At 65.2% G+C, this 25,042-nt stretch carries 24 protein-coding genes; 22 read left to right on the plus strand and 2 right to left on the minus strand.

All coding sequences use genetic code 11. The features are described 5' to 3' along the window. Positions 1-65: 65 nt before the first annotated feature. Genes G4O04_07295 through hemC form a run of 3 tightly spaced genes read left to right on the plus strand, consistent with a single transcriptional unit; the run spans position 66 to position 3,043 of the window. Positions 66-734, plus strand: a complete 669-nt coding sequence (locus tag G4O04_07295) for a DUF4491 family protein (protein HEY58321.1) — start codon at positions 66-68, stop codon at positions 732-734. Between the two features lie 23 nt (positions 735-757). After that, positions 758-2,077, plus strand: coding sequence for a glutamyl-tRNA reductase (locus G4O04_07300; protein ID HEY58322.1), 1,320 nt, complete (start codon positions 758-760; stop codon positions 2,075-2,077). A gap of 51 nt (positions 2,078-2,128) precedes the next feature. Next, on the plus strand, positions 2,129-3,043 hold the full coding sequence (gene hemC / locus G4O04_07305) for a hydroxymethylbilane synthase (protein ID HEY58323.1): 915 nt from the start codon (positions 2,129-2,131) through the stop codon (positions 3,041-3,043). Between the two features lie 28 nt (positions 3,044-3,071). On the opposite strand, the gene G4O04_07310 is transcribed toward hemC, so the two are convergent. Continuing rightward, complete coding sequence (locus G4O04_07310) at positions 3,072-3,305, minus strand: DUF2283 domain-containing protein (protein HEY58324.1); 234 nt, start codon at positions 3,303-3,305, stop codon at positions 3,072-3,074. Positions 3,306-3,684: 379 nt separating this feature from the next. Here G4O04_07310 and G4O04_07315 point away from each other — a divergent pair, with 379 nt between their 5' ends. From G4O04_07315 to G4O04_07345, 7 genes are all read left to right on the plus strand, one after another. Beyond that, entirely contained in the window at positions 3,685-4,503 is an 819-nt protein-coding gene (locus G4O04_07315; protein HEY58325.1) for a uroporphyrinogen-III synthase, read from the plus strand. Between the two features lie 68 nt (positions 4,504-4,571). Further along, complete coding sequence (gene hemB / locus G4O04_07320) at positions 4,572-5,591, plus strand: porphobilinogen synthase (protein HEY58326.1); 1,020 nt, start codon at positions 4,572-4,574, stop codon at positions 5,589-5,591. A 260-nt stretch (positions 5,592-5,851) separates the two neighbouring features. After that, entirely contained in the window at positions 5,852-7,081 is a 1,230-nt protein-coding gene (locus G4O04_07325) for a TIGR04053 family radical SAM/SPASM domain-containing protein (GenBank protein ID HEY58327.1), read from the plus strand. A 10-nt stretch (positions 7,082-7,091) separates the two neighbouring features. Further along, on the plus strand, positions 7,092-8,132 hold the full coding sequence (gene hemE, locus G4O04_07330) for a uroporphyrinogen decarboxylase (GenBank protein ID HEY58328.1): 1,041 nt from the start codon (positions 7,092-7,094) through the stop codon (positions 8,130-8,132). 32 nt (positions 8,133-8,164) lie between these two features. Continuing rightward, on the plus strand, positions 8,165-9,607 hold the full coding sequence (hemG, locus tag G4O04_07335) for a protoporphyrinogen oxidase (protein ID HEY58329.1): 1,443 nt from the start codon (positions 8,165-8,167) through the stop codon (positions 9,605-9,607). 64 nt (positions 9,608-9,671) lie between these two features. Further along, complete coding sequence (hemL, locus tag G4O04_07340) at positions 9,672-10,961, plus strand: glutamate-1-semialdehyde 2,1-aminomutase (GenBank protein ID HEY58330.1); 1,290 nt, start codon at positions 9,672-9,674, stop codon at positions 10,959-10,961. Positions 10,962-10,981: 20 nt separating this feature from the next. After that, entirely contained in the window at positions 10,982-12,439 is a 1,458-nt protein-coding gene (locus tag G4O04_07345; protein ID HEY58331.1) for an aminotransferase class I/II-fold pyridoxal phosphate-dependent enzyme, read from the plus strand. 55 nt (positions 12,440-12,494) lie between these two features. On the opposite strand, the gene G4O04_07350 is transcribed toward G4O04_07345, so the two are convergent. Then, positions 12,495-13,559 (minus strand): bifunctional phosphoglucose/phosphomannose isomerase, encoded by a 1,065-nt coding sequence (locus G4O04_07350; GenBank protein ID HEY58332.1) that lies wholly within the window; start codon positions 13,557-13,559, stop codon positions 12,495-12,497. Between the two features lie 361 nt (positions 13,560-13,920). Here G4O04_07350 and G4O04_07355 point away from each other — a divergent pair, with 361 nt between their 5' ends. The 12 genes from G4O04_07355 to G4O04_07410 form a co-directional block, all read left to right on the plus strand. Then, a complete protein-coding gene (locus tag G4O04_07355) occupies positions 13,921-15,720 on the plus strand; it encodes a hypothetical protein (protein HEY58333.1) in 1,800 nt (599 codons plus the stop codon). An 18-nt stretch (positions 15,721-15,738) separates the two neighbouring features. After that, positions 15,739-16,824: a CDP-alcohol phosphatidyltransferase family protein gene (locus G4O04_07360; GenBank protein HEY58334.1), complete on the plus strand. Its 1,086-nt coding sequence runs from the start codon at positions 15,739-15,741 to the stop codon at positions 16,822-16,824. Between the two features lie 73 nt (positions 16,825-16,897). Continuing rightward, entirely contained in the window at positions 16,898-18,019 is a 1,122-nt protein-coding gene (locus G4O04_07365) for a flippase-like domain-containing protein (GenBank protein ID HEY58335.1), read from the plus strand. Next, positions 17,905-18,543 (plus strand): GTP cyclohydrolase II, encoded by a 639-nt coding sequence (gene ribA, locus G4O04_07370; protein HEY58336.1) that lies wholly within the window; start codon positions 17,905-17,907, stop codon positions 18,541-18,543. Before G4O04_07365 ends, ribA begins: the two co-directional genes overlap by 115 nt. Beyond that, a complete protein-coding gene (locus tag G4O04_07375; protein HEY58337.1) occupies positions 18,533-19,279 on the plus strand; it encodes a RibD family protein in 747 nt (248 codons plus the stop codon). The genes ribA and G4O04_07375 overlap by 11 nt, the downstream gene beginning before the upstream one ends. Positions 19,280-19,343: 64 nt before the next feature. Beyond that, entirely contained in the window at positions 19,344-19,880 is a 537-nt protein-coding gene (locus G4O04_07380) for a hypothetical protein (protein HEY58338.1), read from the plus strand. A 10-nt stretch (positions 19,881-19,890) separates the two neighbouring features. Beyond that, positions 19,891-20,961: an oxidoreductase gene (locus G4O04_07385; GenBank protein ID HEY58339.1), complete on the plus strand. Its 1,071-nt coding sequence runs from the start codon at positions 19,891-19,893 to the stop codon at positions 20,959-20,961. Positions 20,962-20,993: 32 nt separating this feature from the next. After that, complete coding sequence (locus G4O04_07390; GenBank protein HEY58340.1) at positions 20,994-21,371, plus strand: 6-carboxytetrahydropterin synthase; 378 nt, start codon at positions 20,994-20,996, stop codon at positions 21,369-21,371. Next, entirely contained in the window at positions 21,368-21,598 is a 231-nt protein-coding gene (locus G4O04_07395; GenBank protein HEY58341.1) for a hypothetical protein, read from the plus strand. Before G4O04_07390 ends, G4O04_07395 begins: the two co-directional genes overlap by 4 nt. Continuing rightward, the gene (locus tag G4O04_07400; protein HEY58342.1) at positions 21,585-22,694 is read left to right on the plus strand and encodes a glycosyltransferase family 4 protein; all 1,110 of its coding nucleotides are present in this window, start codon (positions 21,585-21,587) and stop codon (positions 22,692-22,694) included. The genes G4O04_07395 and G4O04_07400 overlap by 14 nt, the downstream gene beginning before the upstream one ends. Positions 22,695-22,783: 89 nt before the next feature. Continuing rightward, positions 22,784-24,031, plus strand: a complete 1,248-nt coding sequence (fabF, locus tag G4O04_07405) for a beta-ketoacyl-ACP synthase II (protein ID HEY58343.1) — start codon at positions 22,784-22,786, stop codon at positions 24,029-24,031. Positions 24,032-24,046: 15 nt separating this feature from the next. Continuing rightward, positions 24,047-25,042 (plus strand): ketoacyl-ACP synthase III (locus G4O04_07410; protein HEY58344.1); only part of this gene is annotated, 996 nt, incomplete at its 3' end.

Below are 25,042 nucleotides of genomic sequence, written 5' to 3' on the forward strand. Positions count from 1 at the left end.
AACTTTTATCCAAAACCTCGGAAATTTCTCTTTCGCCCCCGAGGAAAAAAGGATATAGTGAAATTGTGAATGAAACAGGTCTCCTTACCGGTCTTTTCATGCTTTTCGCCATCGGGGTGGGCTTCCTGTGGGTCATCAAGGTGGAATACCACCTCGGAGCCCACATCTGGAAGGGGGTCCTGGCCCTGGGGATAGGGCTTGCCCTTGGCGCCGCCTTCATTCCGTCGTTTTGGGGCTCGGCCCTCCTGGGCATCCTGGGAGGCTCCATTGCATGGGGCGCCACCGAACTCCCGGATCAGGAACAGCGGGTGGCTCAGGGGCTGTTCCCAGCCAACCCCCGCAAGCGACGCTCCAAGCAAGGCCTCTCCATCCGCTGGTTTTTGCCGCCGCTGGCTCTGCTATTGGGGGCCGTCTTCGTGGCTGGCCGCTCGTGGGCCGGTCCCGTGCTGGCGGTGACCACCTTCGCCACGATTGGCTTCGGCCATGTGCTAGTACGACGCCTCCACGCCCAGTTCGGCACACGCCCTGGATGGCCGCTCGTGGCCCTAGGGCTGGCGCTCCTGGGCTATAGCAGCCTGCTGCCCGGGAAAACACTTTCCGCCGTGGTGGGGATTACCGCCGTCACGGTGTTTTGGGATGGGGTCGAAATCTTTCGCCAGGAAAAACGGAAACGGCGCGAGGCCCTGAAATCCCGTCAAAACGCCCCCGAAGAAGAGGCTTCTGAATCCCGTTGACGTTGCCCGCCAAGGAGGGCATTATGCCGCCGCACATTTTCTGCCTGGGACTCAATCACCGCACCGCAGACCTTGCCTTGCGCGAGCAAATCGCCTTTTCCGAAGAAGAGATCCGCGCCGCACTATCCCGTCTGGGCTGTGGGACCAACGGCAGCCGCCCGGCACAGGTCTCCGAGATGGTCATCCTTTCCACCTGCAACCGCACCGAAATCTACGCCGTTTCCCCCGCCGAAGATGTCTTTGCCGTGCTGGAGTCTTTCCTGACCGACACCAAAGGCCTGTCGCCCGCACAACTTCAGGGCCATCTGTATCGTTACCGCGATGGGGAGGCCGTGGCGCATCTGTTTCGGGTGGCTGCCGGGCTGGATTCGTTAGTGCTGGGCGAGCCGCAAATCCTGGGCCAGGTAACCCGCGCCTGGGAACTGGCCCGCAGTCAAGGCACCGTGCGGGTGGTGCTGGGCCGACTGTTCCAGGCCGCCATTCACGCCGGCAAACGCGCCCGCACCGAGACGACCATCAGCCACAACCCGGTCTCAGTCGCTTCTATGGCCGTGCACTTGGCCGCCCAAAAGGTGCCCGATCTGGCCACCACCCGGGTGCTGGTGCTGGGTGCGGGTGAAATGGCCGAGCGAGCCACCGAAGCCCTGCGCAAACGCGGCGTCACCCGCCTACGGGTGATGAACCGCACCCTGAGCCGCGCCCAGGCTCTGGCTCAGCGTTGGGCGGCCGAGGCCACGACTTTCGAGCACCTCCTGGACGGGTTGGCCTGGGCCGACATTGTCATCGCCTCGACCGGCGCACCTCACACCCTCATTCACCGCCGCCATGTCATCGAAATCCTGCCCGCACGCCAAGGGCGCCCTCTCGTTTTGCTGGACATCGCCCTTCCCCGTGATGTGGACGCCGATGTAGGCACGTTGCCTGGGGTGGCTCTGTACGACCTGGACGCCCTGCAACACCATCTGGAAGACGCGCTCTCCGCCCGTCGTGCCGCCATCCCCCAGGTGGAAGCCATCCTGGCCGAGGAACACGCCGCCTTTATGGCCTATCTGCGCACCTTGGATGTGGCGCCGATCATCCGGGCGTTGCGCGAACAGGCCGAGGCCATCCGTAAAGCCGAACTGGAACGCACCCTGCGCAAAATGCCTCACTTGAGCGAGGCCGACCGCGCCCGCCTGGATGCGCTGACCAAAGCCCTGACCAAGAAACTGCTCCACGCCCCCACAATGACGCTCAAAGAGGCGGCCTTAGGTTCCCATGCCGCCGAAACCGCCTCTGTGGCCCGGCGCCTGTTTGGTCTGGAAACCTTATCTTCCCAGGCCGAATCCTCATCCCCCTCCTAACCCCAAGAAGCCTCCCAAACGGTATCGCTCACCCCCTTATCGTGAAGCCTTATGGACACCACGCCCACCCTCGTTTTCGCCACCCGACCTTCGGCCCTGGCACGCTGGCAGACCCACTGGGTCATCCGGGCGTTGCAGGACGCGCATCCCGGCTTGACCTGCCGCGAGGAGATCATCGTGACCCGGGGCGACCGGGTGCTCGACCGACCGCTTCCTGAAATCGGCGGCAAGGGCCTGTTCACCCAGGAACTGGAAGCGGCGCTGTTGAGCGGTCGGGTACACGCGGCGGTGCACTCGTTGAAGGATTTGCCCACCGCCATACCGCCCAGTTTGACCGTGGGGGCGGTGCCCGCCCGGGCTGAAGTGCGCGACGCTTTGGTCTCGGCGCACGGCTACACCCTGGCGACGTTGCCCCAGGGCGCTGTGGTGGGCACTTCCAGCCTGCGCCGGGCCGCGCAGTTGCTGGCCCTGCGACCGGACCTGCACATCCGCCCCCTGCGCGGCAATGTGGACACCCGCGTGCGCAAAGCCCTCTCCAAGCAGTACGACGCCATTGTGCTGGCCGGCGCCGGCCTGACCCGGCTGGGATTGACCGGGCATGTGACCCAATGGCTGCCGTTGGAGGTCGTGTTACCCGCGCCGGGCCAAGGGGCGCTGGCCGTGCAATGCCGCGCCGACGACCGGGCCACGCTGCGCCTGTTACAGGCGGTGGACGACGCTGCCACCCGTGCGGCGGTCGCGGCGGAGCGCGCCTTCCTGGCTGCGTTGGGCGGAGGCTGTGCGGTGCCCGTGGCCGCCTACGCCCAATGGGTGGCGCCGGAGCGCTTGCGCCTGACCGGCTTCGTGGGCGCCACCGATGGCAGTGGCTTTTGGCGCGGCCAGATGGAAGGCGCCGAGCCTGCCGCTTTGGGGCGCGCTTTAGCCGAGCAGGCACTGGCCCAAGGGGCACGACAATGGTTGGGGTAAGTCAGGGTGAACCCGGTTCCTGTGAAAATTACGCGGCTAACTGGAGCATTTTGGCTTGGACGCTCTCCAGCAAGGTGTCCCGTAAAAGGGTGCTGGCATTCAAAATCTCGATACCGATGAGTTCCCCCTGATCGCCGAGTTCGGCAATGATGTTCGGCGTCAGTTCAACACTGTTGGCTTCCGGCCCTTCGGAAAGCGCAAGGTGCAGAATGTCCTCTTCGGCAAAGTATTTCGAGCGAGGCGTTTTCTTTTCATGCGTCATAGACGTGCCTCCCGTTCCGCAAACGGGATGTGATCTGTTGGCGCGTGGTGACATGAACCGTTACCGGAAGGATGGCATCTGGCAGAAGTTCGTAGGGCACGACCACCAATTGCCTTCCATGTCGCCCATAGCGATCCAGCGCCCTGGAGCCGTATCCAGGTAGCGTTCAGGACTATACCGCACGATTTTCTTCAATACGCTGCAGATCGAAACCGCGCAATGTGGCGCGGTACCGCATGTAAGCCGTCCATACAATACGCTTTTTCTCCATCGCCCCAGATCAGGCTACCAAGGCACGGGAAAAGCGTCGCGCGATTTCAATTACATCATCCCTGGTATGAACGCCCAACGCCTACCCAGATACACGCGAGGGAACCTCTTGAGAAAAACCAACCAGGTAGCCCCGGCTTTGCGTAAAGTGAAGTCACCCTTTGACAGCAACCCACAAGTCCTTGTCACTCGCCCGCGGGAGCAGGCCACCGAGTTGGTGGCCCTGCTGCACGAGCACGGCTTTGCTCCGGTGAGATTCCCTGCCATCGCCATCCGACCGATAGCGCCCAACCCGGCGCTGGATGCGGCGTTGGAGCGGTTGGCCGACTACGATTGGGTGGTGTTCACCAGCGTCAACGGCGTGCGCATCGCCTGGGAGCGGGCCCTCCAGTTGGACAAGACAGCGGGGTTGCAGACGGCTCAGGTGGCGGCCATTGGCCCCAAGACGGCGGCAGCGTTGCGCCATCGAGGTGTCTCGCCCGCTTTTGTGCCTGCTGAGTATGTGGCTGAGGCCATCCTCCCCGGTCTGGGCGATTTGCGAGGGCGGCGGGTGTTGCTGTTACGGGCGGCGCAGGCGCGTCAGGCCCTGCCCCAGTATATCCGTCGGGCCGGCGGGCAGGCCGACGAGATCCCCGTATACGAAACCGTGCCGGGGCAGCCGTCGCCCTCCGCATGGTCCGCTTTGCGCCGTGGTGTGGACTATCTCACCTTCACCAGCCCCTCCACGGCGCGTTATTTTGTGGACCTGGTGCGGCGCGCCGACCTGGATCCGTTGGACCTGCCTGGTGCGCCTCGCGTGGTGTGCATCGGCCCGATCACCGCCGCAGCCGCCCGGCAGCTCGGTTTCGTTGTCGCGGCTGTGGCCAGGCCCTACACCGCCGAAGGGCTGGCCGACACTCTCGTCCGGCTGGCCACATCCGACACCTGACTTCGCACACCGCACTTGGCACTGGGCACATCGCACTTCTCACTTCGCACAACCCTGGAGGTCTCACCATGAGCAAATTCCCCGTCTTCCCCACGGCCCGACCACGGCGCTTGCGCCAGACCCCCGCGCTGCGCCGGATGGTCCGGGAGACCGAACTCAACCCAGGGGATTTCATCTACCCCTTGTTTGTGCGACATGGCCGCGGGATCCGGAGGGAAGTGCCCTCCATGCCGGGGGTGTACCAACTCTCGGTGGACCAACTGGCCCCTGAGGTCCGGGAAGTGTGGGCTTTGGGCATTCCTGCGGTCATCTTGTTCGGGATTCCCGCCCATAAGGACCCCATCGGGGAGGAGAATTACGACGCGCACGGGATCGTACAACAGGCCGTGCGGGCCATCAAGGAGGCGGTGCCCGAGATGGTCGTGATCACCGATGTATGCCTGTGCGAGTACACGGACCATGGCCACTGTGGCGTGCTCAATCTGGGCACACCGAAGCCGCACGCGCATCTGCCGGAAGGGTTTGTGCTCAACGACCCCACGCTGGAGGTATTGGGGCAAGTGGCCGTCTCCCACGCTGAAGCCGGGGCCGATGTGGTCGCCCTCAGCGGCATGATGGACGGTATGGTGCAGGCCATCCGGCGAGTCTTGGACGACGCGCACTTTGAGCACATTCCCATTCTTTCCTATGCCGTGAAGTACGCTTCGGGCTTCTACGGGCCGTTTCGCGATGCGGCGGAATCGCCACCCAGGTTCGGCGACCGGCGTTCCCATCAGATGGACCCGGCCAACGCGGCCGAAGCGTTGAAAGAAGCGGCCATTGATGTGGCCGAAGGCGCGGATATGCTCATGGTCAAGCCGGCCTTGCCCTACCTGGATGTGATTCGACGGGTGAAGGACGCTTTCCCCGAGGTGCCGTTGGCGGCCTACAATGTGAGCGGCGAGTACAGCATGATCAAGGCCGCAACGGCCAACGGTTGGCTGGACGAGCGCCGTGTGGTGTTGGAGGCGCTGACGGCCATCAAGCGTGCCGGAGCAGATTTGATTTTGACTTATCACGCGAAGGACGCGACGCGGTGGTTGGGCTGACCCCCCTCTGCTCTCACCCGATTTGATTATTTCATCGTCTTCGGCATGGGTACTGATCCAAAACCAAAGGAACTCTTCCGGGACATCAACGCTCAAAGCGCGATAGCGCCGACCAATGCGCACCGACCAGTTGCCAGTTCTTCGGGCGGTAGGCCAGCAATGACCTTTTGGATCCCCTCTACCGAGATGTTCATCGCTCTCCATTCCTTGGGCGAAGTCCTGGGATTTATTTGCCAAACTCCATACCAGACGGAGGAGCAATGGCTCAAAAACCCCAACCATATGCCAACCTTTCCCTCGATGCGGCGCGGGAACGCCAGGAGCGGGACCGGCGTTACCCTCAGGTGGACTTCGATCAGTCCCCCTTTACCATCGCCTGGGAGGTCACCCGGGCCTGCGCGTATGCCTGTGTGCATTGCCGTGCCGATGCCCAGCCACAGCGGCATCCCGATGAGTTGACCACAGAAGAAGCCTTCCGGCTCATCGACCAGTTGGCCGAGTTCGGCACGCGGCCCATCCTCATCTTCACCGGCGGCGACCCAATGATGCGCCGCGATTTATTCGATTTGATCGCCTACGCAACCGAAAAAGGCCTGCGCTGTGCGTTGACCCCCACGGCGACGGCGCTGCCCACGTTGGAACGGCTGAAGAAAGCACGCGAAGCGGGTATCCGGCGCGTGGCGCTCAGCCTGGACGCTCCGCGCCCCGCGGTGCACGACGATTTCCGCAAAGTGGGCGGCTCCTGGCAGCGCACCATGGATATCCTTAAACGAGCTCGCGAGGTGGGGCTGAGTGTGCAGGTCAACACCACCGTAGCGCGGCACAATGTGGACATCTTGCCTGAAATGGTGCCCTTTCTGGAAGAAGTAGGGGCCGTACAATGGTCGGTCTTCTTTCTGGTGCCCACGGGCCGTGCGCAGGTACCCTGGATGATTTCTGCCGAGGAACACGAGCGGGTGTTCAACTGGCTGTACGATCTTTCCAAAACGGCCCCCTTTGACATCAAAGCCACAGCGGCGCCCATGTACCGCCGGGTGGCCATCGAACGGCGGCGGGCCGAGTTGGGCGGCGACGCACCGGTTGCCTTTCAGGGGGCCGGGTTTCAGTATGCCGACGGCCTGCATCGAGCGCCGAAAGGGGTCAACGACGGCAAAGGCTTTCTCTTCATCTCCCATGTGGGTGATATTGAACCCTCGGGCTTTCTTCCCATTGCCGCGGGCAACGTGCGGCGCGACCATGTGGTAGAGGTCTATCGCCACAGCTCCCTCTTCCGCGACTTACGGGATCCCGACAAACTGAAGGGACCATGTGGCACCTGTAAGTACCGCGAGGTGTGCGGCGGCCAGCGTGGCCGGGCCTACGGTGTGTTTGGCGATTATCTGGCCAGTGACCCCGGGTGCGTGCTGGTAGCCGAGGCCATCCGACGTGGGGAATATCGCCCTGAAGGGTTGACCCCGCATGTCCAGCGTATCGTTTTAGGTGAGGCGTAGAGGAGAGCGTATGGCCAACGAACCGCAATTGCGCTTTCTGCGGGCTTGTCAGGGTTTACCGGTGGACGCTACGCCGGTGTGGTTCATGCGGCAGGCCGGGCGTTACATGCCCGAATACCGCGCCATCCGTGCTCGTTATAGTCTGCTGGAGATCACCCGCCGCCCGGAGGTGGCTGCCGAAGTCACATTGCAGCCAGTAGAGGCGCTGGGCGTGGACGCAGCCATTCTGTTTGCCGACATCCTGCTCCCCGTGGAGCCAATGGGACTGCGCCTGGAGTTCGTCCCTGGCCGCGGGCCGGTCATCCATGAGCCGGTGCGCACGGCAGCGGATGTGGCTCGTTTGCGGGTGCCCGACCCAGTGAGCGATTTGGGGCATGTGTTGGAAGCTGTACGCCTGGTGCGTCGGGCGCTGGAAGGGAAGCCGGTGGCCCTCATCGGTTTCGCCGGTGCGCCGTTTACCGTGGCCTCGTATATTGTGGAAGGGGGCCCCTCACGACATTATCGGACCACCAAACGGATGATGTACGCTGCGCCAGCAGTATGGGAGGCGCTGATGGACAAACTGGCCAATGCGCTGGCTGCCTATCTAGTGGCTCAAGTGGAAGCCGGTGCCCAGGCCGTGCAGTTGTTCGATTCCTGGGTGGGCGCGCTCAGTTTGTCGGACTACCGGCGCTATGTGCTGCCTTACTCCCGACGGGTGTTGCAGGCCGCGATGGACACCGGCGTGCCAGTGATTCACTTCGGCACGGGCACCGGTCATCTGTTGGAGGCCATGCGCGAGGCGGGGGGGACAGTCATCGGCGTGGACTGGCGCGAGCCTTTGGATCGCGCGGCGGCCCGTTTGGGCGAGGGAGTGGCCTTGCAAGGCAACCTGGACCCCGTCGCCCTGTTCGCGCCGCTGCCGGTGCTCCGTGAGCAGGTGGACGAGGTGTTGCGCCGCGCGCCCCGCCGAGGGCACATCTTCAACCTGGGCCACGGCATTCTACCCGACACGCCTGTCGAGGCCGTGCGGGCCGTGGTCGAGATGGTGCACGAGCGGACGGCTTCCTAAGTTGCATTGGCATCAACCGATTGAGGTACTTCATGACTTCGCCTTTCCCATCTCCAACGAAACCCTCACCCCTTTTCATCTATGCCATCGTCGGTGGGGGGATCGCCGGTCTGGCGGCCGCTTATCAGGCGGCGCTGCTCGCCCGGGAGCAAGGATGGTCACCGAGCCAGATCGTGCTCTACGAGGCCACGCCGCGCCTGGGCGGCAAAATCACCACCGAGCGGGTGGACGGCTTCGTCATCGAGGGCGGGCCGGATACCTTCCTGGCCACCAAACCCTGGGCGGTGGAACTCTGCCGCGAACTGGACCTCGCCGAGCGGTTGCACGGTACCAATCCCCATCAACGGGCCACCTATGTGCTCCACCGTGGACGTTTGGAGCCGTTGCCCGACGGCCTGACCATGATGATTCCCACCCGCTTTGGCCCTATGCTGCGCACCCGCCTGCTGACCTGGCCGCAGAAGGCCCGCATGGGGCTCGATTTCTTCCTCCCGCCCCGGCGCGATGAGGGCGATGAGAGCCTGGGCGCTTTCGTCAGCCGTCGCCTGGGACGGGCGGCCTATGAGCGGCTTATCGAACCCTTGATGAGCGGCATCTACGCCGGCGATGGCGACCGCCTCAGTGTGTTGGCCACTTTCCCCTACTTACGTGAACTGGAGCGCCAGCACGGTGGCCTGATTCGCGGCGCTTTGGCCATGCGCCGGAAAATGGGCCGCCGCGCCCCAGGCTCCCGTAGCGCCTTTCTTACCCCTACCACCGGACTGGCCGAGATCGTGGAAGCCCTGGTGGACTTTCTGCACCGGGAGGGGGTGCAACTCCGGGTGGGGGTGCCCGTCCTGCGGGTCCAGGCCGGACCTCGGGGGTACGCGCTGGAGACCCCAGAGGGGTTGGTTCCGGCCCAGAGGGTGGTGCTGGCGACCCCAGCGTATGTCACAGCCGCTCTGGTGGCCGACCTAGCACCTAACCTAGCCGCCCCGCTACGGGAGATTCCGTATGTGACCACGGCCACGGTTTCCCTGGCATACCGCGCCAGCGACCTGCCGCGCCCTCTGGATGGCTACGGCTATGTCATCCCCCGCAAGGAGGGACGGGCAGCGTTGGCCTGCACCTGGAGCTCCACCAAATTCCCCCACCGCGCGCCGGAGGGGTACGCGTTGCTGCGGGTGTTCATCGGCCGCGCCGGTCAGGAGGATGACCTACCCTGGGACGAGGCCGGGTTGCTGGAAGTGGCCCGGCGAGAAGTGCGCCAGACTTTGGGCATCACCGCACCACCGGTGCTGCAGCGCGTCTTCCTTTGGCCGCGGGCCATGCCGCAATACAACCTGGGCCATCTGGAGCGCCTGGCCCGCATCGAGCAGGCGCTGACCCGCTGGCCCGGCCTGGCGCTGGCGGGTAACGCCTATCGCGGCATTGGCCTTCCCGACTGCATTCGCTCAGGGAGAGAGGCGGTGAGGGAGTTAGGAATTAGGAGTTAGGAATTAGGCCGTCGTTGGCCATCTCCAACTCGCCCTTCACAACTCGCATCCCCCGGAGGTTCCTATGCGCATTGCCCAATCCATTGAATGGTTCAAAAAAGCCCAGCGTGTACTGCCCGGCGGGGTGGATTCGCCGGTGCGGGCCTTGCGTGCGGTGGGTGGACAGCCGTTGTTCATTCAGCGCGGCGAAGGGCCTTATCTGTACGATGTGGACGGCAATCGGTTCATCGACTATGTGCTCTCGTGGGGGCCCCTCGTTTTGGGGCACGCCCATCCGGAGGTGGTCGAGGCCTTGCAGCAGGCGGTGGCCCGAGGCACCAGTTATGGCGCGCCCAGCCCGCTGGAAGTGGAGTTGGCCGAGTTGGTGCGCGTTTTCTTCCCTTCCATCGAGATGATTCGCTTCGTCAACTCGGGCACCGAAGCCACCATGAGCGCGCTGCGCCTGGCGCGGGCATACACCGGGCGGGACAAAATCGTCAAGTTCCAGGGTTGCTATCACGGCCATGCGGACATGTTGCTGGTGCAGGCCGGGTCTGGCGTGGCGACTTTGGGCCTGCCCGATTCCCCTGGGGTGCCGCGCGGAGCCACCCAGGATACCCTGGTGGCGCGCTACAACAACCTGGAGAGCGTGCGCGCCCTATTCAAGCAGTATCCCGAGGAAATTGCCGCCGTGATCGTCGAGCCGGTGGCCGGGAACATGGGCGTGGTGCCGCCGGTGGAGGGCTTTTTACAAGGCCTGCGCGAGATCACCCGCCAACACGGCGCGCTGCTCATCTTTGACGAGGTGATGACGGGATGGCGAGTGCATCCCGGTGGCGCGCAGGCGCTCTACGGGGTGACGCCCGACCTGACCACCCTGGGCAAGGTCATCGGCGGCGGGCTGCCGGTGGGCGCTTACGGCGGGCGGCGCGACATCATGGAGATGGTCGCGCCGGTGGGGCCGATGTACCAGGCGGGTACGCTCTCGGGGAACCCGCTGGCCATGACGGCGGGCATCGTCACCTTGCGGGTGCTGCAACGCCCGGGGGTGTGGGAACGCCTGGAGGCTGCGGCTCGCCGCCTGACCGAGGGCATCGGCGCAGCGGCCCGCGCTGCGGGGGTGCCGGTGCAGCAAACCCGTGTGGGGACGATGTTCGCCGTCTTCTTCACCGAGACGCCGGTGCGCGATTGGGAGACGGTGAAAACCAGCGACACCGCGCGCTTTGCCCGTTTCTTCCGGGCCATGCTAGAACGCGGGGTGTACCTGGCCCCCTCTCAGTTCGAGGCCGGCTTCGTCAGCCTGGCTCATGACGACGCGGTGATCGAAGCCACGATAGAGGCAGCGAGGGAGGCGTTGAAACTTGTTGGGGCGTGAGTTGGTAGTACAATACCCCCATGCGCAATCTGGAACTCTCCCCCGAAGCCATTCGTGAGTTGGGCGAACAGGTGACGGCCTTCGTCACCCGCTATCTGAGCACCTTGTCCACAACACGCATCACGCCGGAGGGCCTGGACGCCCAGGCCCTGCAGCGCCTGCTGGACGAACCCGTGCCCTACCAAAGCCAGGGCGTCGACCGGGCGTTGAGCGACTTCGAGGAGAAAATCGCCGCCAACGCCGTGCGCATCGGCCACCCCCGCTTCTTCGCCTGGGTGCGCACCTCGCCGCTGGCCGGGGCGGTGTTCGCCGAGGCGTTGGCCGCCGCCCTCAACCAGTCGGTGGCCGTGTGGCAGGGGGCCCCATCGGCTACCGAGGCCGAGCGCTTGGTGGTTCGCTGGCTACGCGAAATCGCCGGGTTCGCCCCTACCGCCGACGGCCTCCTCACCTCCGGCGGCTCCATGGCCAACTTCATCGCCCTCCTGGCCGCCCGCCAGGCCGCTTTCCCCCAGGTGCGCCAGGAGGGCCTGCGCCACGCCCCCGACCTCACCGTGTACCTCACCGACCAGAGCCACTACAGCGTGATCAAGGCCGTGGAGATGATAGGGTTGGGCCGCCGGGCGCTCCACTTTGTCCCCACCGACGAGGCCTTCCGCATGGACCCAGACGCCCTGCGCGAGGCCATCCGCGCCGACCGCCACGCCGGAAGACAGCCCATGGCCGTGATCGCCACCTTGGGCACCACCAACACCGGCGCCTGTGACGACCTGGTCGCCCTGGCACAGGTGTGCGCCGAGGAGGGCGTCTGGCTCCATGTGGACGGCGCCTACGGCGGCATCGTGGCTTCCATCCCTGGCTATGCGCACCTGGCCCGCGGCCTGCCCCTGGCCGACTCGCTCACCATCGACCCCCACAAAACCCTCTTTGTCCCCTTTGAGGCCGGCGCCGTGCTGCTGCGGGACCCCCGTTGGCTCCCCGCCACCTTCCGCATCAGCGCCGATTACCTGCCCGGCCTGGGCGAGGACCCCCACTTCCACTTCCGGGATTACGGCCCACAACTCTCCCGCATGTTCCGGGCGTTGAAAATCTACCTCACCCTGAAAATCTACGGCTTCGACGCCATCCGCCAGGCCATGGCCGAGACCTTTCGGCTGGCGCAACGATTCGCCGAAATGGTCAAAAAGGCTCAGGATTTTGAATTGCTGGCTCCGGTACCCCTGGGCATCGTCACCTTTCGCTATCGGGGCACCGGGGAACAAAGGCTCTCCAGGGAGGCGCTCAACCCGCTAAACGCGGCGCTGGCCCGAGAGGTCCAGAAGCGAGGCCAGGTGTTCCTGGCCTCAACCCGCCTCAGGGGACAGACCGTCCTGCGAGCAGCCTTTCTCTCTTACCGCACTTCGGAAGCCGACATCCCCCTTGTGCTGGAAGAAATCCGCACGGTGGTCGCAGCGCTGGGAAAGTCCATGCCCGGCACATAAAAACGGCGACCCAACGCACAGGTTGGATCGCCAAAAGAGAGACACGGGGAAGGGTTCAGGCCGAAGCCGCCTTGAGTTCCGCCTTGAAGCCCTCAATGGCCGTCACCGGAGTGGGGTCCGTCTCGTAAAGCATGGACAAATAGTAGGCCACATAATCGCCGCAATGCAGCAGCGCCCACTGCTGGGCCAGGCGCGTCTCGCCAGGGGCGGTGATCACATCGGTGTTCAGGCCCTCCACCATGAAAGCCTTGCGCGTCAACTCCACGCGCAACTGGTTACGGGTATGCTCCGTGGAGCCAGTGAGGAACAGCATCATCGCCTGGGCGAAGAGGGGCTCAGGGTTCAGAATGCCTGCCAAGGTGTTGTGATCCGCTTCGGGCAAAAACTCGAACTGCGCCCAGGCCTTGGCGATCTCGCTGACCTGCCCCTTCCAGCGGCGGGCCACCGGAGCGAAAAGCCCGCTGCCGAACACGGCCACCCAGCGGTTCATCAACTGCCCCGCCAGCCGCTTGGCCGGGTTTTGCGTCACCGGCACCTCGGCGCGCAGGTTGGCCTGCTGGGTTTTCATCGTTTCCACCGCGTCGGCCAACTCTCGCTCGGGGTCAGGAACCCATCCCAGGCGGGCGAAGAGGGCCAGCAACAGCCCAAAGGAGTAGCCCACGGCGGCCCGCGGCTGGCCGCGATGCTCGAAGCGCCACAGCGTGGCCCCGGCTTCATCGGCCCGGGCGGCCAACTGCCCGCCCGTGGTCACGGCCACCAGGCGACAGCCCCGGGTGCGCGCCACCTCGAAGGCCGAAAGGGTTTCCTCGGTGTTGCCCGAATGGGACGAGGCGATAACCAGGGTCTCCGGCCCCTCGGCCCAGGCGGGCAACTCGTAATCGCGCCACACCGCCACCGGCAACGGACAGAGGGGGGCGATGTAGGCGTTGAGCAGGTCGGCCCCGATGGCCGAGCCGCCCATCCCGGCAATGATCACCCGCTGCACACCCGCTGCATCCGGCAAAGGCAGGGCCTGGCCCAATTTCCAGGCCTGCCACAACTGGTCGGGCAGGCCGTCGATTTCACCCAGCATGTTCTGGGTGTCAATTTCCGAGAAGCGTTGCCCTTGATTTAGGTCCATTCCTCTCCTCCTGGCAGGACAAAGGTTGCATCAAAGGGTTGCTTCAATTGTACCAAAAGGGCCCCTTTGTTTTTCGGAGCCCTGGCTCCGAGGGCCTGGCCGCGTCGGGCGCGGCGAATCAAAGCGGCGTCAGGCCTTCGGCAGGTTTAGGCAAGGGCCTTCGGCGGGCTCAGGCCAGGGCCATCGCCTTTCAAAGCCCAACCCTGTGGAATAACGACCAACGACGCCACGACCTACGACACAACGACCCGCGCACCCGCTCATGGCGCGGGCCTCGCGCAGCGCAGCGTCTGGTGCCAACTCACTTCCAAACCTCAAAGCAGGTCTTGCCAAAACCACAAAACGGGGTATAATGAGCGCCGTGAAATCCTTGTTTCGATTACAAATCAAGAATGACTTTATTTTCTGGCTAGCCGTGCTGGGGGGAAACCTCTTGCTTTTCGCCCCCCTTTACCTCATCACTTGGCCAGGCAACACCTTCTTCCCCGATGTGGCGAGGTGGACCAGCCTGCGCACGCGGCAAAACTACGACCTTTGGCGATTCGGGCTGGAGTGGCTGGGACTGATCACCCTTTGGGTGAACCTCCCCCGCCTGCGAACACCCCGCACCCGCCGTGTTTTTCGCTGGGTGGCCTTTGCCCTGCTGCTCACCTTCCTGGTATACCAATCCTATGAGGCCGTGGTGGTGGGCCTCTATCACAACCGCCCCGACTTCGTCAACGATTGGGCGTTTCTGGCCGGGGGCATCGGCTTCGTGCTGGACAGCCTCAGCCTGCCCTGGTGGCTCGTCGCAGGCGGGGTTTTGGGGCCTTTCCTCCTCCTGGCGTTGTTGTATCACCTCACGGGCATCCCCTTTGCGGCCGGCCTGCCCGAAAAACTGATGCCCTTCTCCCGTCGGGCCTTTCTGCTGCTCGCCCTGTTAGCGCTGGGCTATGCCCTGATGTACCCCCAGGACGCCGCCACCCCTGAGGGCGAAGTGGCCAGCCTCGCCCTCAAGGTCAGGGCCAACCTCCAGCGCGCCCGGCGCACCCACGAGCGGGTGAAGGTCATGCAACAGGTCTCGCCTTACGCGACCTATGACTATCGTCGCTACACCCTGGCGGAGCACCCCAACATCTACCTGTTTTTCCTGGAATCCTACGGCAGCGTGCTGGTCACCGACCCCGTTTTCCGCCCCCGGTACGAGGCCCTCATGGCGCGGGTGCAGCGCGAACTGGCCAGCGCGGGCTGGCATATGGCCACCGGGCTGAGCCGCTCGCCAGTTTGGGGTGGGGGCTCCTGGATGGCCTATACCAGCATGCTGTGCGGCGTGCGCCTCGCCCAGCAACCGCAATACCTGGCGCTCAAGTACGGCTTTCAAAACACCCCTTATCCTCACTTAGGGCGCTACCTCCAGAGCCAGGGCTATCGCTTTACCTGGGTGGTGCCCATCAACCGCAAACTGAACCCCGCTTATCAGGCGGCCAACCAGCGCTTCTACGGCCCCGATGTGTGGCTCACCTTTGCCGACCTGGATTATTACGGCCCTGAGTACAGTTGGGGGCCCTCCCCACCCGATCAGTACACCTTGGGCTTTCTGCGCCACTGGTTGGCTCAACAGCCGCCCAGACCCAACTTCGTGTTCTTTCTCACGCAAAACACCCACTACTACTTCGCTCCCGTGCCGCCCGTGGTGGACGACTGGCGCGACCTCAACGACCCCAACATCGACGACCCCAAGTCCCATCCCAAACTCAGCCGCACCGAAGCTTACATGCAGGCTGTCGCATACGACTGGACGGTGCTGGCCGACTTCATTCGCCACGCCAGGCCGGACGATGTCTTCATCCTGATTGGCGACCACCAGCCGCCCCTGGTCTCCGGGCCGTGGGATGGCTACGATACCATCGTGCACATCATCGCCCGCGATCCTGCCTTTGTGGAGGGCTTCACCGCTTACGGGCTGATCCCCGGCATGTTGCCCGATCTGAACGCACCCCGGCTGCACCACGAGGGGCTGTACTCCCTCCTCATGCGGCAACTGGTGGCCCGCTGGGGCGTCCATCCGGACGACCTGCCCGCCTACCACCCCCGCGGCATCCGCATCCCCGGCATCATGGAGAAGATCCGCTCCATTTACCGCAAAGGCGAGAAGTTCAAACCCACCGCCTCAGAGCGATAACCGGAAAGGATGCGCCCTGTGACCTATCGTGACCTGCGATTCGAGATGCTTGTCGCCCTGGCCGCCCTGCTCGTCGGGGGGCTCTGGCAGCGACATGTGGCGCCGGCCGGTGCGCCGTGCTGGCTAGCCCTGAGCGCCCTGGGCGTGCTCTACCTGCTGGCTTATACCCTCCGGCACCTGGGCGAAAACCGCCCTGCTTCTGACACGCCGCTTTACCCCACCTTTGGCGCAGCCAACGGCCTAACCCTGCTCCGGGGGCTGGCCGTCGCCCTCCTGCTGGGGTTCTTTTGCCCCCGCACGGCGCAGGGGTGGGTGCCCGGCGCCCTGTACACCTTCGTGGCCCTGAGCGACTGGTGGGACGGGTTCCTCGCCCGCCGCACTCGGCGCGCCTCGCTGCTGGGCCAGCGGCTGGACCTGATGGTGGACGGCCTGGGTGTGCTGGTGGCCTCGGCCCTGGCCGTGGTCTTGGGCCGCCTGCCCTGGTGGTACCTGAGCGTGGGGCTGGCGCGCTACGCCTTCCTGCTCTGGGAAGCCGGGCTGCGTGCTTTGGGCCGCTCTCCCCAGCCCCTCCCGCCCGAGCCGCAACGCCGCGCCAACGCCGGGCTGATGATGGGTTTCCTCGCCGTGGCGCTGTGGCCGGTGTTTCCGCCCCAGGCGTTGACGCTGGTGGGCGTATGGTTCTTCATCCCCTTCGCCGCGGGTTTTCTCAGAGACGCGCTGTGGGTGATCCACCCCAGGTCCACCTCCGCGCCCCATGAGAAGCCTCTCCTGGGCGCAGCGTATGCCCTGGTGCGGCTGCTGAGCGCCGCCGGGCTGGGGGCGCTCCTCTGGAGCCATCCTCTCTCTGGCTGGCTCCGGTGGAGCGGCAGCCTGCTGGTCGGGCTGCTGGCCCTGGGCGTCCTCCCCCGCCTGGCGGCCCTGGGCGGCCTGCTGACCTTTGGGGCGGCCTGGGCGGCGGGGCTGCCGCTGAGCCCTATCACCGCCCTGCTCTCAGCAGGCCTCACGGCAATAGCCTTCTATGGCGGCGGGGCAGCCTGTCTGTGGGCGCCTGACGAGCGTTTTTTCCTCACCCGAGCGGGAGTCCAACCACCCGTCAAGGGATGAGGGAAAAGTGCTCATCAAACACCCCAAAAAGCGCTCCAAAAGTCAAAAATGGGTGTATAGTAGATGCAAAGCGATGAAAACTCTGCCCTTGCGCAAAACGCTAAGCGGCCTGCTGCTGTTAGCGTTGCTGGCCTGGGCGGCGACGAAGGTCCCCTGGGACACCACCTGGCAGGTGTTGCGGCGTTTTCCTCCGGGGACGCTGGCTGCACTGCTGGCCCTCAACCTGCTCATTCTCTGGCTGTTCGTCCTGCGCTGGTGGTGGCTGCTGCGCGTGGCCGGGTTTCCCGTTTCATGGGGCCGTTTGATGGCCTACCGCCTGGCCGGCTTCAGTGTGAGTTACTTCACCCCCGGCTCCCAATTCGGCGGCGAGCCGCTACAGGTGTTCGCCCTGTACCGCAACGCAGGGGTGCCCCTGGCTCAGGCCACGGCGAGTGTGGCGCTGGACAAACTCTTCGAACTGGTGGGCAATTTCGGCTTTCTGCTGGTGGGCGCCCTGGCCCTGAGTCGGCTGGGCCTGTTCGATCCCGCAGCACGCAGGGGGCTTATGGTCGGCGCCGCGGGGTGGACCGCCCTCGCTGGCGGCTATCTGGTCTTCGTGTGTCGGGGGGCCTCACCCCTGAGCCGGTGGAGCGCGCGGCTGCCCTTCCTGGCCCGGCTGACCCGGGGCCTGGCTCAAACCGAAGCCGCCGCCCAAAACATCTGCCGCCGTCGCCGGGTCGTCTTCTGGGGACTGGTCTTCTCTCTCCCCATTTGGCTGGCCTTAATGACCGAGTATGCCCTGATGACATCCGGCCTGGGCCTGGCCCTTTCTCTGCCCCAAACCCTCGTCCTGATGACCGTAGCCCGGCTGGCCTTCCTGCTCCCCCTGCTGCCCGGCGGGCTGGGCGCGCTGGAAGCCGGGCTGGTGTTGGCCGGCAACCCCCTGGGCTATACTCCCGCCTTGGGCCTGGCGTTGGCCCTGGTGATCCGGTTTCGGGATGTCACCATAGGGAGCGTGGGCCTGTTCCTGGCTCATCGGATCGGGTTCCAGGCTATCCAAGCCTTTTCTTCTTCACTCGGCAAATCCAATGGAGGTTCTGCATGGAAGTTCAGGTTCAACGAATGGTCTGCGCACGCATTCCCACCCAAGAGGGGACGTTTCAACTCTGCCTTTACCACAACAACAAGGACGACAAGGAACATCTGGCGCTGGTGATGGGTGATGTCACCGGCGAAGCGGTGCTCGTGCGCATCCATTCAGAATGCTTTACCGGCGATGTGCTGGGGTCACGGCGCTGCGATTGCGGGGAACAACTGCATCTGGCCATGGAGCGCATCGCGGCCGAAGGCCGGGGGGTGATCGTCTATCTGCGCCAGGAAGGACGCGGTATCGGCCTGCTGGACAAACTGAAGGCGTACAACCTGCAGGACCAGGGGTACGACACGGTGGAGGCCAACCTGATTTTGGGCCATCAGGCCGACGAGCGCGAGTACGATGTGGGCTTGGCCATCCTGCGGGATTTAGGCGTGCGCTCAGTGCGCCTGCTGACCAACAATCCCGAGAAAATTGCCTGCCTAGAACGCTGGGGGATGCCCGTCAAGGAGCGGGTTTCTGTGGTCGCTCCGGTGCACGAAGAAAACCGCGCCTATCTGGAGACCAAAGCCCGCCGGATGAAGCATTTGCTGGACCTCGGCGCCCTTTCCCTCCACGCCCAGGAGGAATCCGCCGATGAGGCCTGAGCCCGCTCCCCAGGTTCCGGACCCTGTGGCGGAGATCCGCGCCTCGATGAGGGATTGCCCCACCCATGGGCGGCCTCTGGTCACCCTGACCTACGCCCAGAGCCTGGACGGGAGCATCAGTTACCGTCCCGACGCCCCGCTGACGCTGAGCGGCCCCGAAACCAAACACCTCACCCATCGCCTGCGTGCCGCCCATGACGCCATCCTGGTGGGCGTGGGCACTGTGCTGGCCGACGACCCCAAACTGACCGCGCGACGGGTCGGCGGGCCGCACCCTTTACCCGTGGTGCTGGATTCGCACCTACGCACACCGCCCACCGCGCGGGTGCTGCGCCATCCCCGCGGCTGCCTGTTGGCCACCACGCCCGAGGCCCCTCAGGAGCGCGAGGCGGCTTTGCGCGCCCAGGGCGCCCGAATGGTTCGTCTGCCGCGGGACGGGGAGGGCGTTTCCCTCCCCGCGCTCCTGGCGTGGCTATACGAAGAGGGCGTGCGCAGCCTAATGGTCGAAGGTGGTCGTCGGGTGCTCACCGCCTTCCTCAAAGCCGGACTGGTCGATTGGGTCCTGTTGACCATCGTGCCCTATTTCGTGGGCGGCGTGCCAGCCATCGCCCCCCTGCCCCCGCGCGAGCCGCATCCACAAAGCGTGGAAGCCTTCCCCGGCCTGAGCCCTGACTGGAAGGTGACCCGTCTTGGCCGCGACCTGGTCCTTTGGGGACGAATGGCTGGAGCGCAGTAAAGCCGCCTGCCCCATGGTATACTGAATTCGCCGCCTTTGGACGAGCGTCCTCCAGGAGGTACCTATGTCCTCATCGCCCATCGACCTGCAAAGCGCAGAGTTTCGCCAACTGCTCCGCAAGACCGTGCGCGAGACGGTGGAAGAATTCATCCGGGAAAACGAACTGCGCGCCCGGGAACTCTCCCTCATGGAACGGGTGATTCGTCTGGAAGAAAGCCTCAAAGCCCTGCGCGAAATCGAACTGGCCCATTTTGAGGCCATCGAGAAACGCTTTGAGGCCATGGAAAAGCGCTTCGAGGCTCTGCAACGTGAGACGAACGCCCGCTTCGAGGCCATGGACCAACGCTTCGAGGCGATGGAAAAACGCTTTGAAGCCATGGACAAGCGCTTCGAGGCTCTCCAGCGCGAGATGGATGCCCGGTTTGAAGCCATGGACCAACGCTTTGAAGCCCTCCAACGTGAGAGCGATGCTCGCTTTCAGGCGGTGGATCAACGCTTCGATGCCATGGACAAACGGCTCTCCCTGCTCCAATGGACTATGGGGGTGGGATTCACCCTGACCAACCTGATCATTTTGCTGAGCACTTTGTTTTTGCGGTAAAAGGAGCATCGTGGGTCAACGAGCAGTCACATCCCCACTCAACGAGGCCCTCTATTTCACCGCCCCGGGCCAGGTAACCCTGCGCCGTGAGCCCTGCCCCGCCCTCGGCCCTGGTCAGGTGCGCGTGCGCACGCGGCTTTCGGCCATCAGCCCCGGCACGGAGATGCTCATCTACCGCGGGCAGATGCCCCAGGGGCTGGCCGCCGACGAGGCCCTGGAAGCCCTCGCCGGGCCGCTGGCCTATCCCCTCAAGTACGGCTATGCTGCCGTGGGGCAGGTGACCGACCTGGGCGCAGGGGTTGATGATTCCTGGGCCGGGCGGTGGGTCTTCGCCTTCCAGCCCCACCAGGCCTGCTTCGTCGCCGCGGTGGACAGCCTGCTCCCCGTGCCGGAGGGCATCCCGCCGGAACGCGCTGCCTTCCTGCCCAACATGGAAACCGCGATCAACTTTCTGCTCGATGGCGCCCCGCTCCTCGGCGAGCGGGTGGTCGTCCTTGGGCAGGGCGTGGTCGGCCTGCTCACCACCGCCCTGCTGGCCCGCTTCCCTCTGGCTGCCTTAGTGGTCTTCGACCGGTACGCCCTGCGGCGGGAGACCGCGCTGGCCCTGGGGGCCACCCTGGCCCTGGACCCTGCCGCGCCCGACGCCCTCGACGCCGCCCGCGCCCATCTCGGCGCGCGTGACCTATACGATGGGGCCGACCTGACTTACGAACTCTCCGGCAACCCCGAGGCGCTCAATCTGGCCTTCGCGCTGACCGGCTTCGCCGGGCGCTTGGTCATCGGTTCGTGGTACGGCACCAAACGCGCCGCACTGGACCTGGGCGGACGCTTCCATCGCAGTCGCATCCGCCTGCTGAGCAGCCAGGTCACCACCCTGGCCCCCGAACACACCGGGCGCTGGAGCAAGGCCCGTCGGCTGGCCCTGGCCTGGGAGATGTTGCGCAGGTTCCCTGCCGAGCGCCTGATCACCCATCGCGTGCCCTTCATCGAAGCCCCCACGGCCTACCGTCTGCTCGACCAACAACCCGAAAACGCCATCCAGGTCATCCTGACCTATCCAACCAACCAGGCAACCATGTAACCAGTCAACCAACCAACAGCGAGGTAACCCTCATGTACCAACTCACCGTGATGCGCGACTTCATCGCCCAGCACTATCTCATCGGCGGCGACTGGGGCCCGGAAAACGCCCCCCACAGCCACCATTATCGCGTTGAAGTACGACTGGAAGGCGATACCCTGGACGAACACGGCTACCTGGTGGACATCGTGGCCGTGGAAGCCGCCCTGGACCGCCTTATCGCCCGCTACCGCGACCATCTGCTCAACGACCTGCCCGAATTCGCCGGGCTGAACCCCAGCCTGGAACACTTCGCCCGGATTTTCGCCCAGGCCCTGGCGCCGGACATCGCCGTCCCCAACCTCCACCGCCTCACCGTGCGCCTGTGGGAGCACGAGACGGCCTGGGCCGCCTATACGATGACCCTATGACAGCCCGTTCCGACCTCACCGTCTTCCTCCGCTACCTGGCCGCCAAGCGCACCGTGGACGACCGCGCGCTGAACCGCCGGGTGTGGCGGGCCTTCCGCGCCTGCCTGGCCGCCTGGGGCCTCACCGAAGCGTCTGTGCATTACACGCTGCTGGACGTCGACCCGGCCAACATCGCCCTGGCCCGGAAGCGCTTGGCCTCGCCGCCCCCTCCCCATGAAGCCCCTTAACCTCGGCCTGCTCATCTACGGTTCGCTGGACACGCCCTCCGGCGGCTACCTTTACGACCGCCTGCTGGTGCGGCATCTGGAAAACCACGGCCACCGGGTGACCGTGGTCTCCCTGCCCTGGCGGAACTACCTCCGCCACCTGGGGGACAATCTCAACCCTCAGGTGGTGCACCGTTTACTGGATCCGGGGGTGGACCTCTGGATCCAGGATGAACTCAACCACCCTTCGCTGTTCCTGCTCAACCGCCGGCTGAAGGCGCTGCTCCCAGAGGTGCCTCTGATCAGCCTGGTCCACCATCTGCGCAGCGACGAACGTCACCCGCGCCCGCTGCTGCCCCTTTACCGGGCCGTCGAGCGGGCCTACCTGCGCAGTGTAGACGCTTTTGTATTCAACAGCCGGACCACACAACGCCGGGTGGTCTCTTTGCGGGGCAGCCCCCTGCCCCCACACATCGTGGCCTATCCCGGCGGCGACCGCCTGCGCCCTCAGACCGACCCCGCCTTCATCCGCGCCCGCGCCCACGAACCCGGCCCGTTACGGGTGCTCTTCTTAGGCAACCTCATCCCACGCAAGGGCCTCCATGTGCTCCTCCAGGCCCTGGCCCGCCTGCGACCGGAGGAAGCCGTCCTTGAAGTAGTCGGCGGCGAGCATTTCGACTCGGGCTACGCCCGCCGGATGCGCCGCCTTGCTCAACGGCCCGCCCTGCGCGGCCGGGTGCGCTTTCACGGCTACCTGGACGACGAGCCCCTGCGGCGCCGGTTGCGCTGGGCGCAGGTGTTGGCCGTGCCTTCGCGATACGAGGGCTTCGGCATCGTGTACCTGGAAGCCATGGGCTTTGGCCTGCCCGTGCTGGCCGGCGAACGCGGAGCCGCCTGGGAATTCGTCATCGAGGGGGAAAACGGCTTTCTGCTCCCCGCCCGAGAAGGGGACGCCGTCGCGCACCTGGCCACGCTGCTGCGGCGGCTGCACCACGACCGGGACACCCTGGCTTCCATGGGTCTGGCCGCCCGCCGACGCTACGAGGCCCACCCTACCTGGGAAGCAAGCCTGAGTCGCATCCGGGCGTTCCTCGAAACGACGCCGTGGACCCGGTGACCTTCGTCAGGGACAAAACTTTTCCCTCCCTCGCGTGTTATCAGCCAAGAAGCAAGCCATCCTTTGCCCAAGTCGCAGGAGTGCATTCCATGGCTACACGAAGAGTCGTTGTCACCGGTCTGGGGGCCATCTCACCCCTGGGACTGGATTTCCCCACCACCTGGCAAAACCTGCTGGCCGGTCGCTCCGGCGCCGGGCCCATCACCCGCTTCGACGCCTCGGCCCACAAAGTGCGCATCGCCGCCGAGGTCAAGGGCTTCGACCACCCCATCGCCCGCTTTGGGCGGCGCGAGGCCCGAAAGATGGATCGCTTCATCCAGTTCGCCGTGGTGGCGGCCGAGGAAGCCGTGCAGCACGCCCGCCTTCCCTTGGACAAAGTGGACCGGGAACGCGTCGGCGTGGTCATGGGCACCGGCATCGGCGGCGTGGAGACCCTGTTCCACGAGACCCGCACGCTGCTGGAAAAAGGGCCGCGGGTCAATCCCTTTCTGGTGCCCCGCATGTTGGCCGACAGCGGCCCCGGCGTGATCGCCATCCGCCTCGGCCTGATGGGGCCAAATCTGGCCGTGGTCACCGCCTGCGCCAGCAGCACCAACGCCGTGGGCGAGGCCCTGCACCTCATCCGTCGCGGCGATGCCGATGTGGTTTTGGCCGGCGGTGCCGAGGCGGCCATTACGCCCATCGCCCTGGCCGGGATGGAGGTCATCGGCGCGCTGAGCACCCGCAACGAGGAGCCGGAAAAGGCCTCGCGCCCCTTCGACGCCCGGCGGGACGGCTTCGTCATGGGCGAGGGCGCGGCCTTCTTGGTATTGGAGAGCCTGGAGCATGCCCAACGCCGGGACGCGCGCATCCTGGCCGAGGTGGTGGGCTACGGAAGCACCTGCGACGCCCACCACATCACCGCCCCGGCGGAAGACGGCGCAGGCGCCGCCCGCTGTATGCGCCACGCCCTGCAAAGCGCCAAGCTACAACCCCAGGAAATCGACTACATCAACGCCCACGGCACCAGCACCCCCCTGAACGACAAAAGCGAGACTTCGGCCATCAAAACCGTTTTCGGCGAGGCTGCCTATGCCATCCCCGTTTCCTCCACCAAATCCATGACCGGCCACCTCATGGGGGCCGCCGGGGCCCTGGAGGCCGCCATCTGCGTGCAGGTCCTCCAGGACGGGATGCTTCCCCCCACCATCAACTACGAGTTCCCCGACCCTGCCTGTGACCTGGACTATGTGCCCAACCAGGCCCGCCGGGCCGAGGTGCGCTACGCCATGTCCAATTCCTTCGGCTTCGGCGGCCACAACGCCACCATCATCTTGCGCCGTTGGGACGCAGGCTAAGTTCGGGAGGGCCCTATGCGCTACGCTCACATCACCGGGTGGGGCATGGCCGTCCCTGACCGGGTGCTGACCAATCATGACCTGGCCCAGATGGTGGACACCAGCGACGAATGGATCCGCACCCGCACGGGCATTCGGGAGCGACATGTGGCCGGGCCGGAGGACACCACTGCCAGTCTGGCCGTCCGCGCCGCCCTGCAGGCGCTGGAGACCGCCCAGGTACGCCCCAACGAGGTGGATCTGATCATCGTCGCCACCTCCTCGCCGGAATACAACAACTTTCCCGCCACCGCTTCCCTCGTCCAGGACGCCATCGGCGCCACTCGTGCCGGGGCCTTCGACCTGGCGGCGGCCTGCAGCGGTTTCATCTTCGCCGTGAACATGGCCGCCCAAACCATCCGCAGCGGGGCCCTGGATACCGTGCTGGTCATCGGCACGGAAACCCTCTCACGCATCGTGGACTGGCAAGATCGCAACACCTGTGTGCTGTTCGGCGACGGGGCCGGGGCCTTCGTGCTTCAGGCCTCATCGGAGCCGGGCGGTGTGCTCAGCGGGGTGATGCGCTCGGATGGCTCCGGGGCCGAGACGTTGTACATTCCGGCCGGGGGGAGCCGCCTGCCCGCCTCCGCAGAAACCGTCGCCCAACGGCTGCACTTTGTGCGGATGAACGGTCGGGAGGTGTTTCGCTTTGCCACACGGGTCATGGCCGACGCCACCCGCGAGGCCGTTGCCGCCGCCGGCTGGTCCCTCGAAGAACTGGACCTTGTCATCCCCCATCAGGCGAATGTGCGCATCATCGAGGCCGCGGCCAAACGGCTCAAAATGCCCATGGAGCGATTCGTGGTCACCCTGGACCGCTACGGCAACACCTCCACCGCCTCCATCCCCATCACCGCCTGCGAGGCCGCACGGGCTGGCCGCCTGCGCCCCGGCGACAAAGTGGTCATGGTTGGCTTTGGCGGCGGGCTGACCTGGGGGGCCATCGCCGTTCAGTGGAGCGGCCCTTTGACC

The sequence above is a fragment of the Anaerolineae bacterium genome, assembly GCA_011176535.1.
Lineage (GTDB): Bacteria > Chloroflexota > Anaerolineae > Anaerolineales > DRMV01 > DUEP01.

What these genes read in the sequence shown, in the direction of transcription:
- hemC (HEY58323.1), top strand. Translation starts at nt 2,129, where the DNA reads ATGGACACCACGCCCACCCTCGTTTTCGCCACCCGACCTTCGGCCCTG.
- G4O04_07310 (HEY58324.1), bottom strand. Translation starts at nt 3,305, where the DNA reads ATGACGCATGAAAAGAAAACGCCTCGCTCGAAATACTTTGCCGAAGAG.
- G4O04_07375 (HEY58337.1), top strand. Translation starts at nt 18,533, where the DNA reads ATGAGGCCTGAGCCCGCTCCCCAGGTTCCGGACCCTGTGGCGGAGATC.
- G4O04_07325 (HEY58327.1), top strand. Translation starts at nt 5,852, where the DNA reads ATGGCTCAAAAACCCCAACCATATGCCAACCTTTCCCTCGATGCGGCG.
- G4O04_07365 (HEY58335.1), top strand. Translation starts at nt 16,898, where the DNA reads ATGAAAACTCTGCCCTTGCGCAAAACGCTAAGCGGCCTGCTGCTGTTA.
- G4O04_07300 (HEY58322.1), top strand. Translation starts at nt 758, where the DNA reads ATGCCGCCGCACATTTTCTGCCTGGGACTCAATCACCGCACCGCAGAC.
- fabF (HEY58343.1), top strand. Translation starts at nt 22,784, where the DNA reads ATGGCTACACGAAGAGTCGTTGTCACCGGTCTGGGGGCCATCTCACCC.
- ribA (HEY58336.1), top strand. Translation starts at nt 17,905, where the DNA reads ATGGAAGTTCAGGTTCAACGAATGGTCTGCGCACGCATTCCCACCCAA.
- G4O04_07400 (HEY58342.1), top strand. Translation starts at nt 21,585, where the DNA reads ATGAAGCCCCTTAACCTCGGCCTGCTCATCTACGGTTCGCTGGACACG.
- G4O04_07380 (HEY58338.1), top strand. Translation starts at nt 19,344, where the DNA reads ATGTCCTCATCGCCCATCGACCTGCAAAGCGCAGAGTTTCGCCAACTG.
- hemE (HEY58328.1), top strand. Translation starts at nt 7,092, where the DNA reads ATGGCCAACGAACCGCAATTGCGCTTTCTGCGGGCTTGTCAGGGTTTA.
- G4O04_07345 (HEY58331.1), top strand. Translation starts at nt 10,982, where the DNA reads ATGCGCAATCTGGAACTCTCCCCCGAAGCCATTCGTGAGTTGGGCGAA.
- G4O04_07395 (HEY58341.1), top strand. Translation starts at nt 21,368, where the DNA reads ATGACAGCCCGTTCCGACCTCACCGTCTTCCTCCGCTACCTGGCCGCC.
- hemG (HEY58329.1), top strand. Translation starts at nt 8,165, where the DNA reads ATGACTTCGCCTTTCCCATCTCCAACGAAACCCTCACCCCTTTTCATC.
- hemB (HEY58326.1), top strand. Translation starts at nt 4,572, where the DNA reads ATGAGCAAATTCCCCGTCTTCCCCACGGCCCGACCACGGCGCTTGCGC.
- G4O04_07350 (HEY58332.1), bottom strand. Translation starts at nt 13,559, where the DNA reads ATGGACCTAAATCAAGGGCAACGCTTCTCGGAAATTGACACCCAGAAC.
- G4O04_07390 (HEY58340.1), top strand. Translation starts at nt 20,994, where the DNA reads ATGTACCAACTCACCGTGATGCGCGACTTCATCGCCCAGCACTATCTC.
- hemL (HEY58330.1), top strand. Translation starts at nt 9,672, where the DNA reads ATGCGCATTGCCCAATCCATTGAATGGTTCAAAAAAGCCCAGCGTGTA.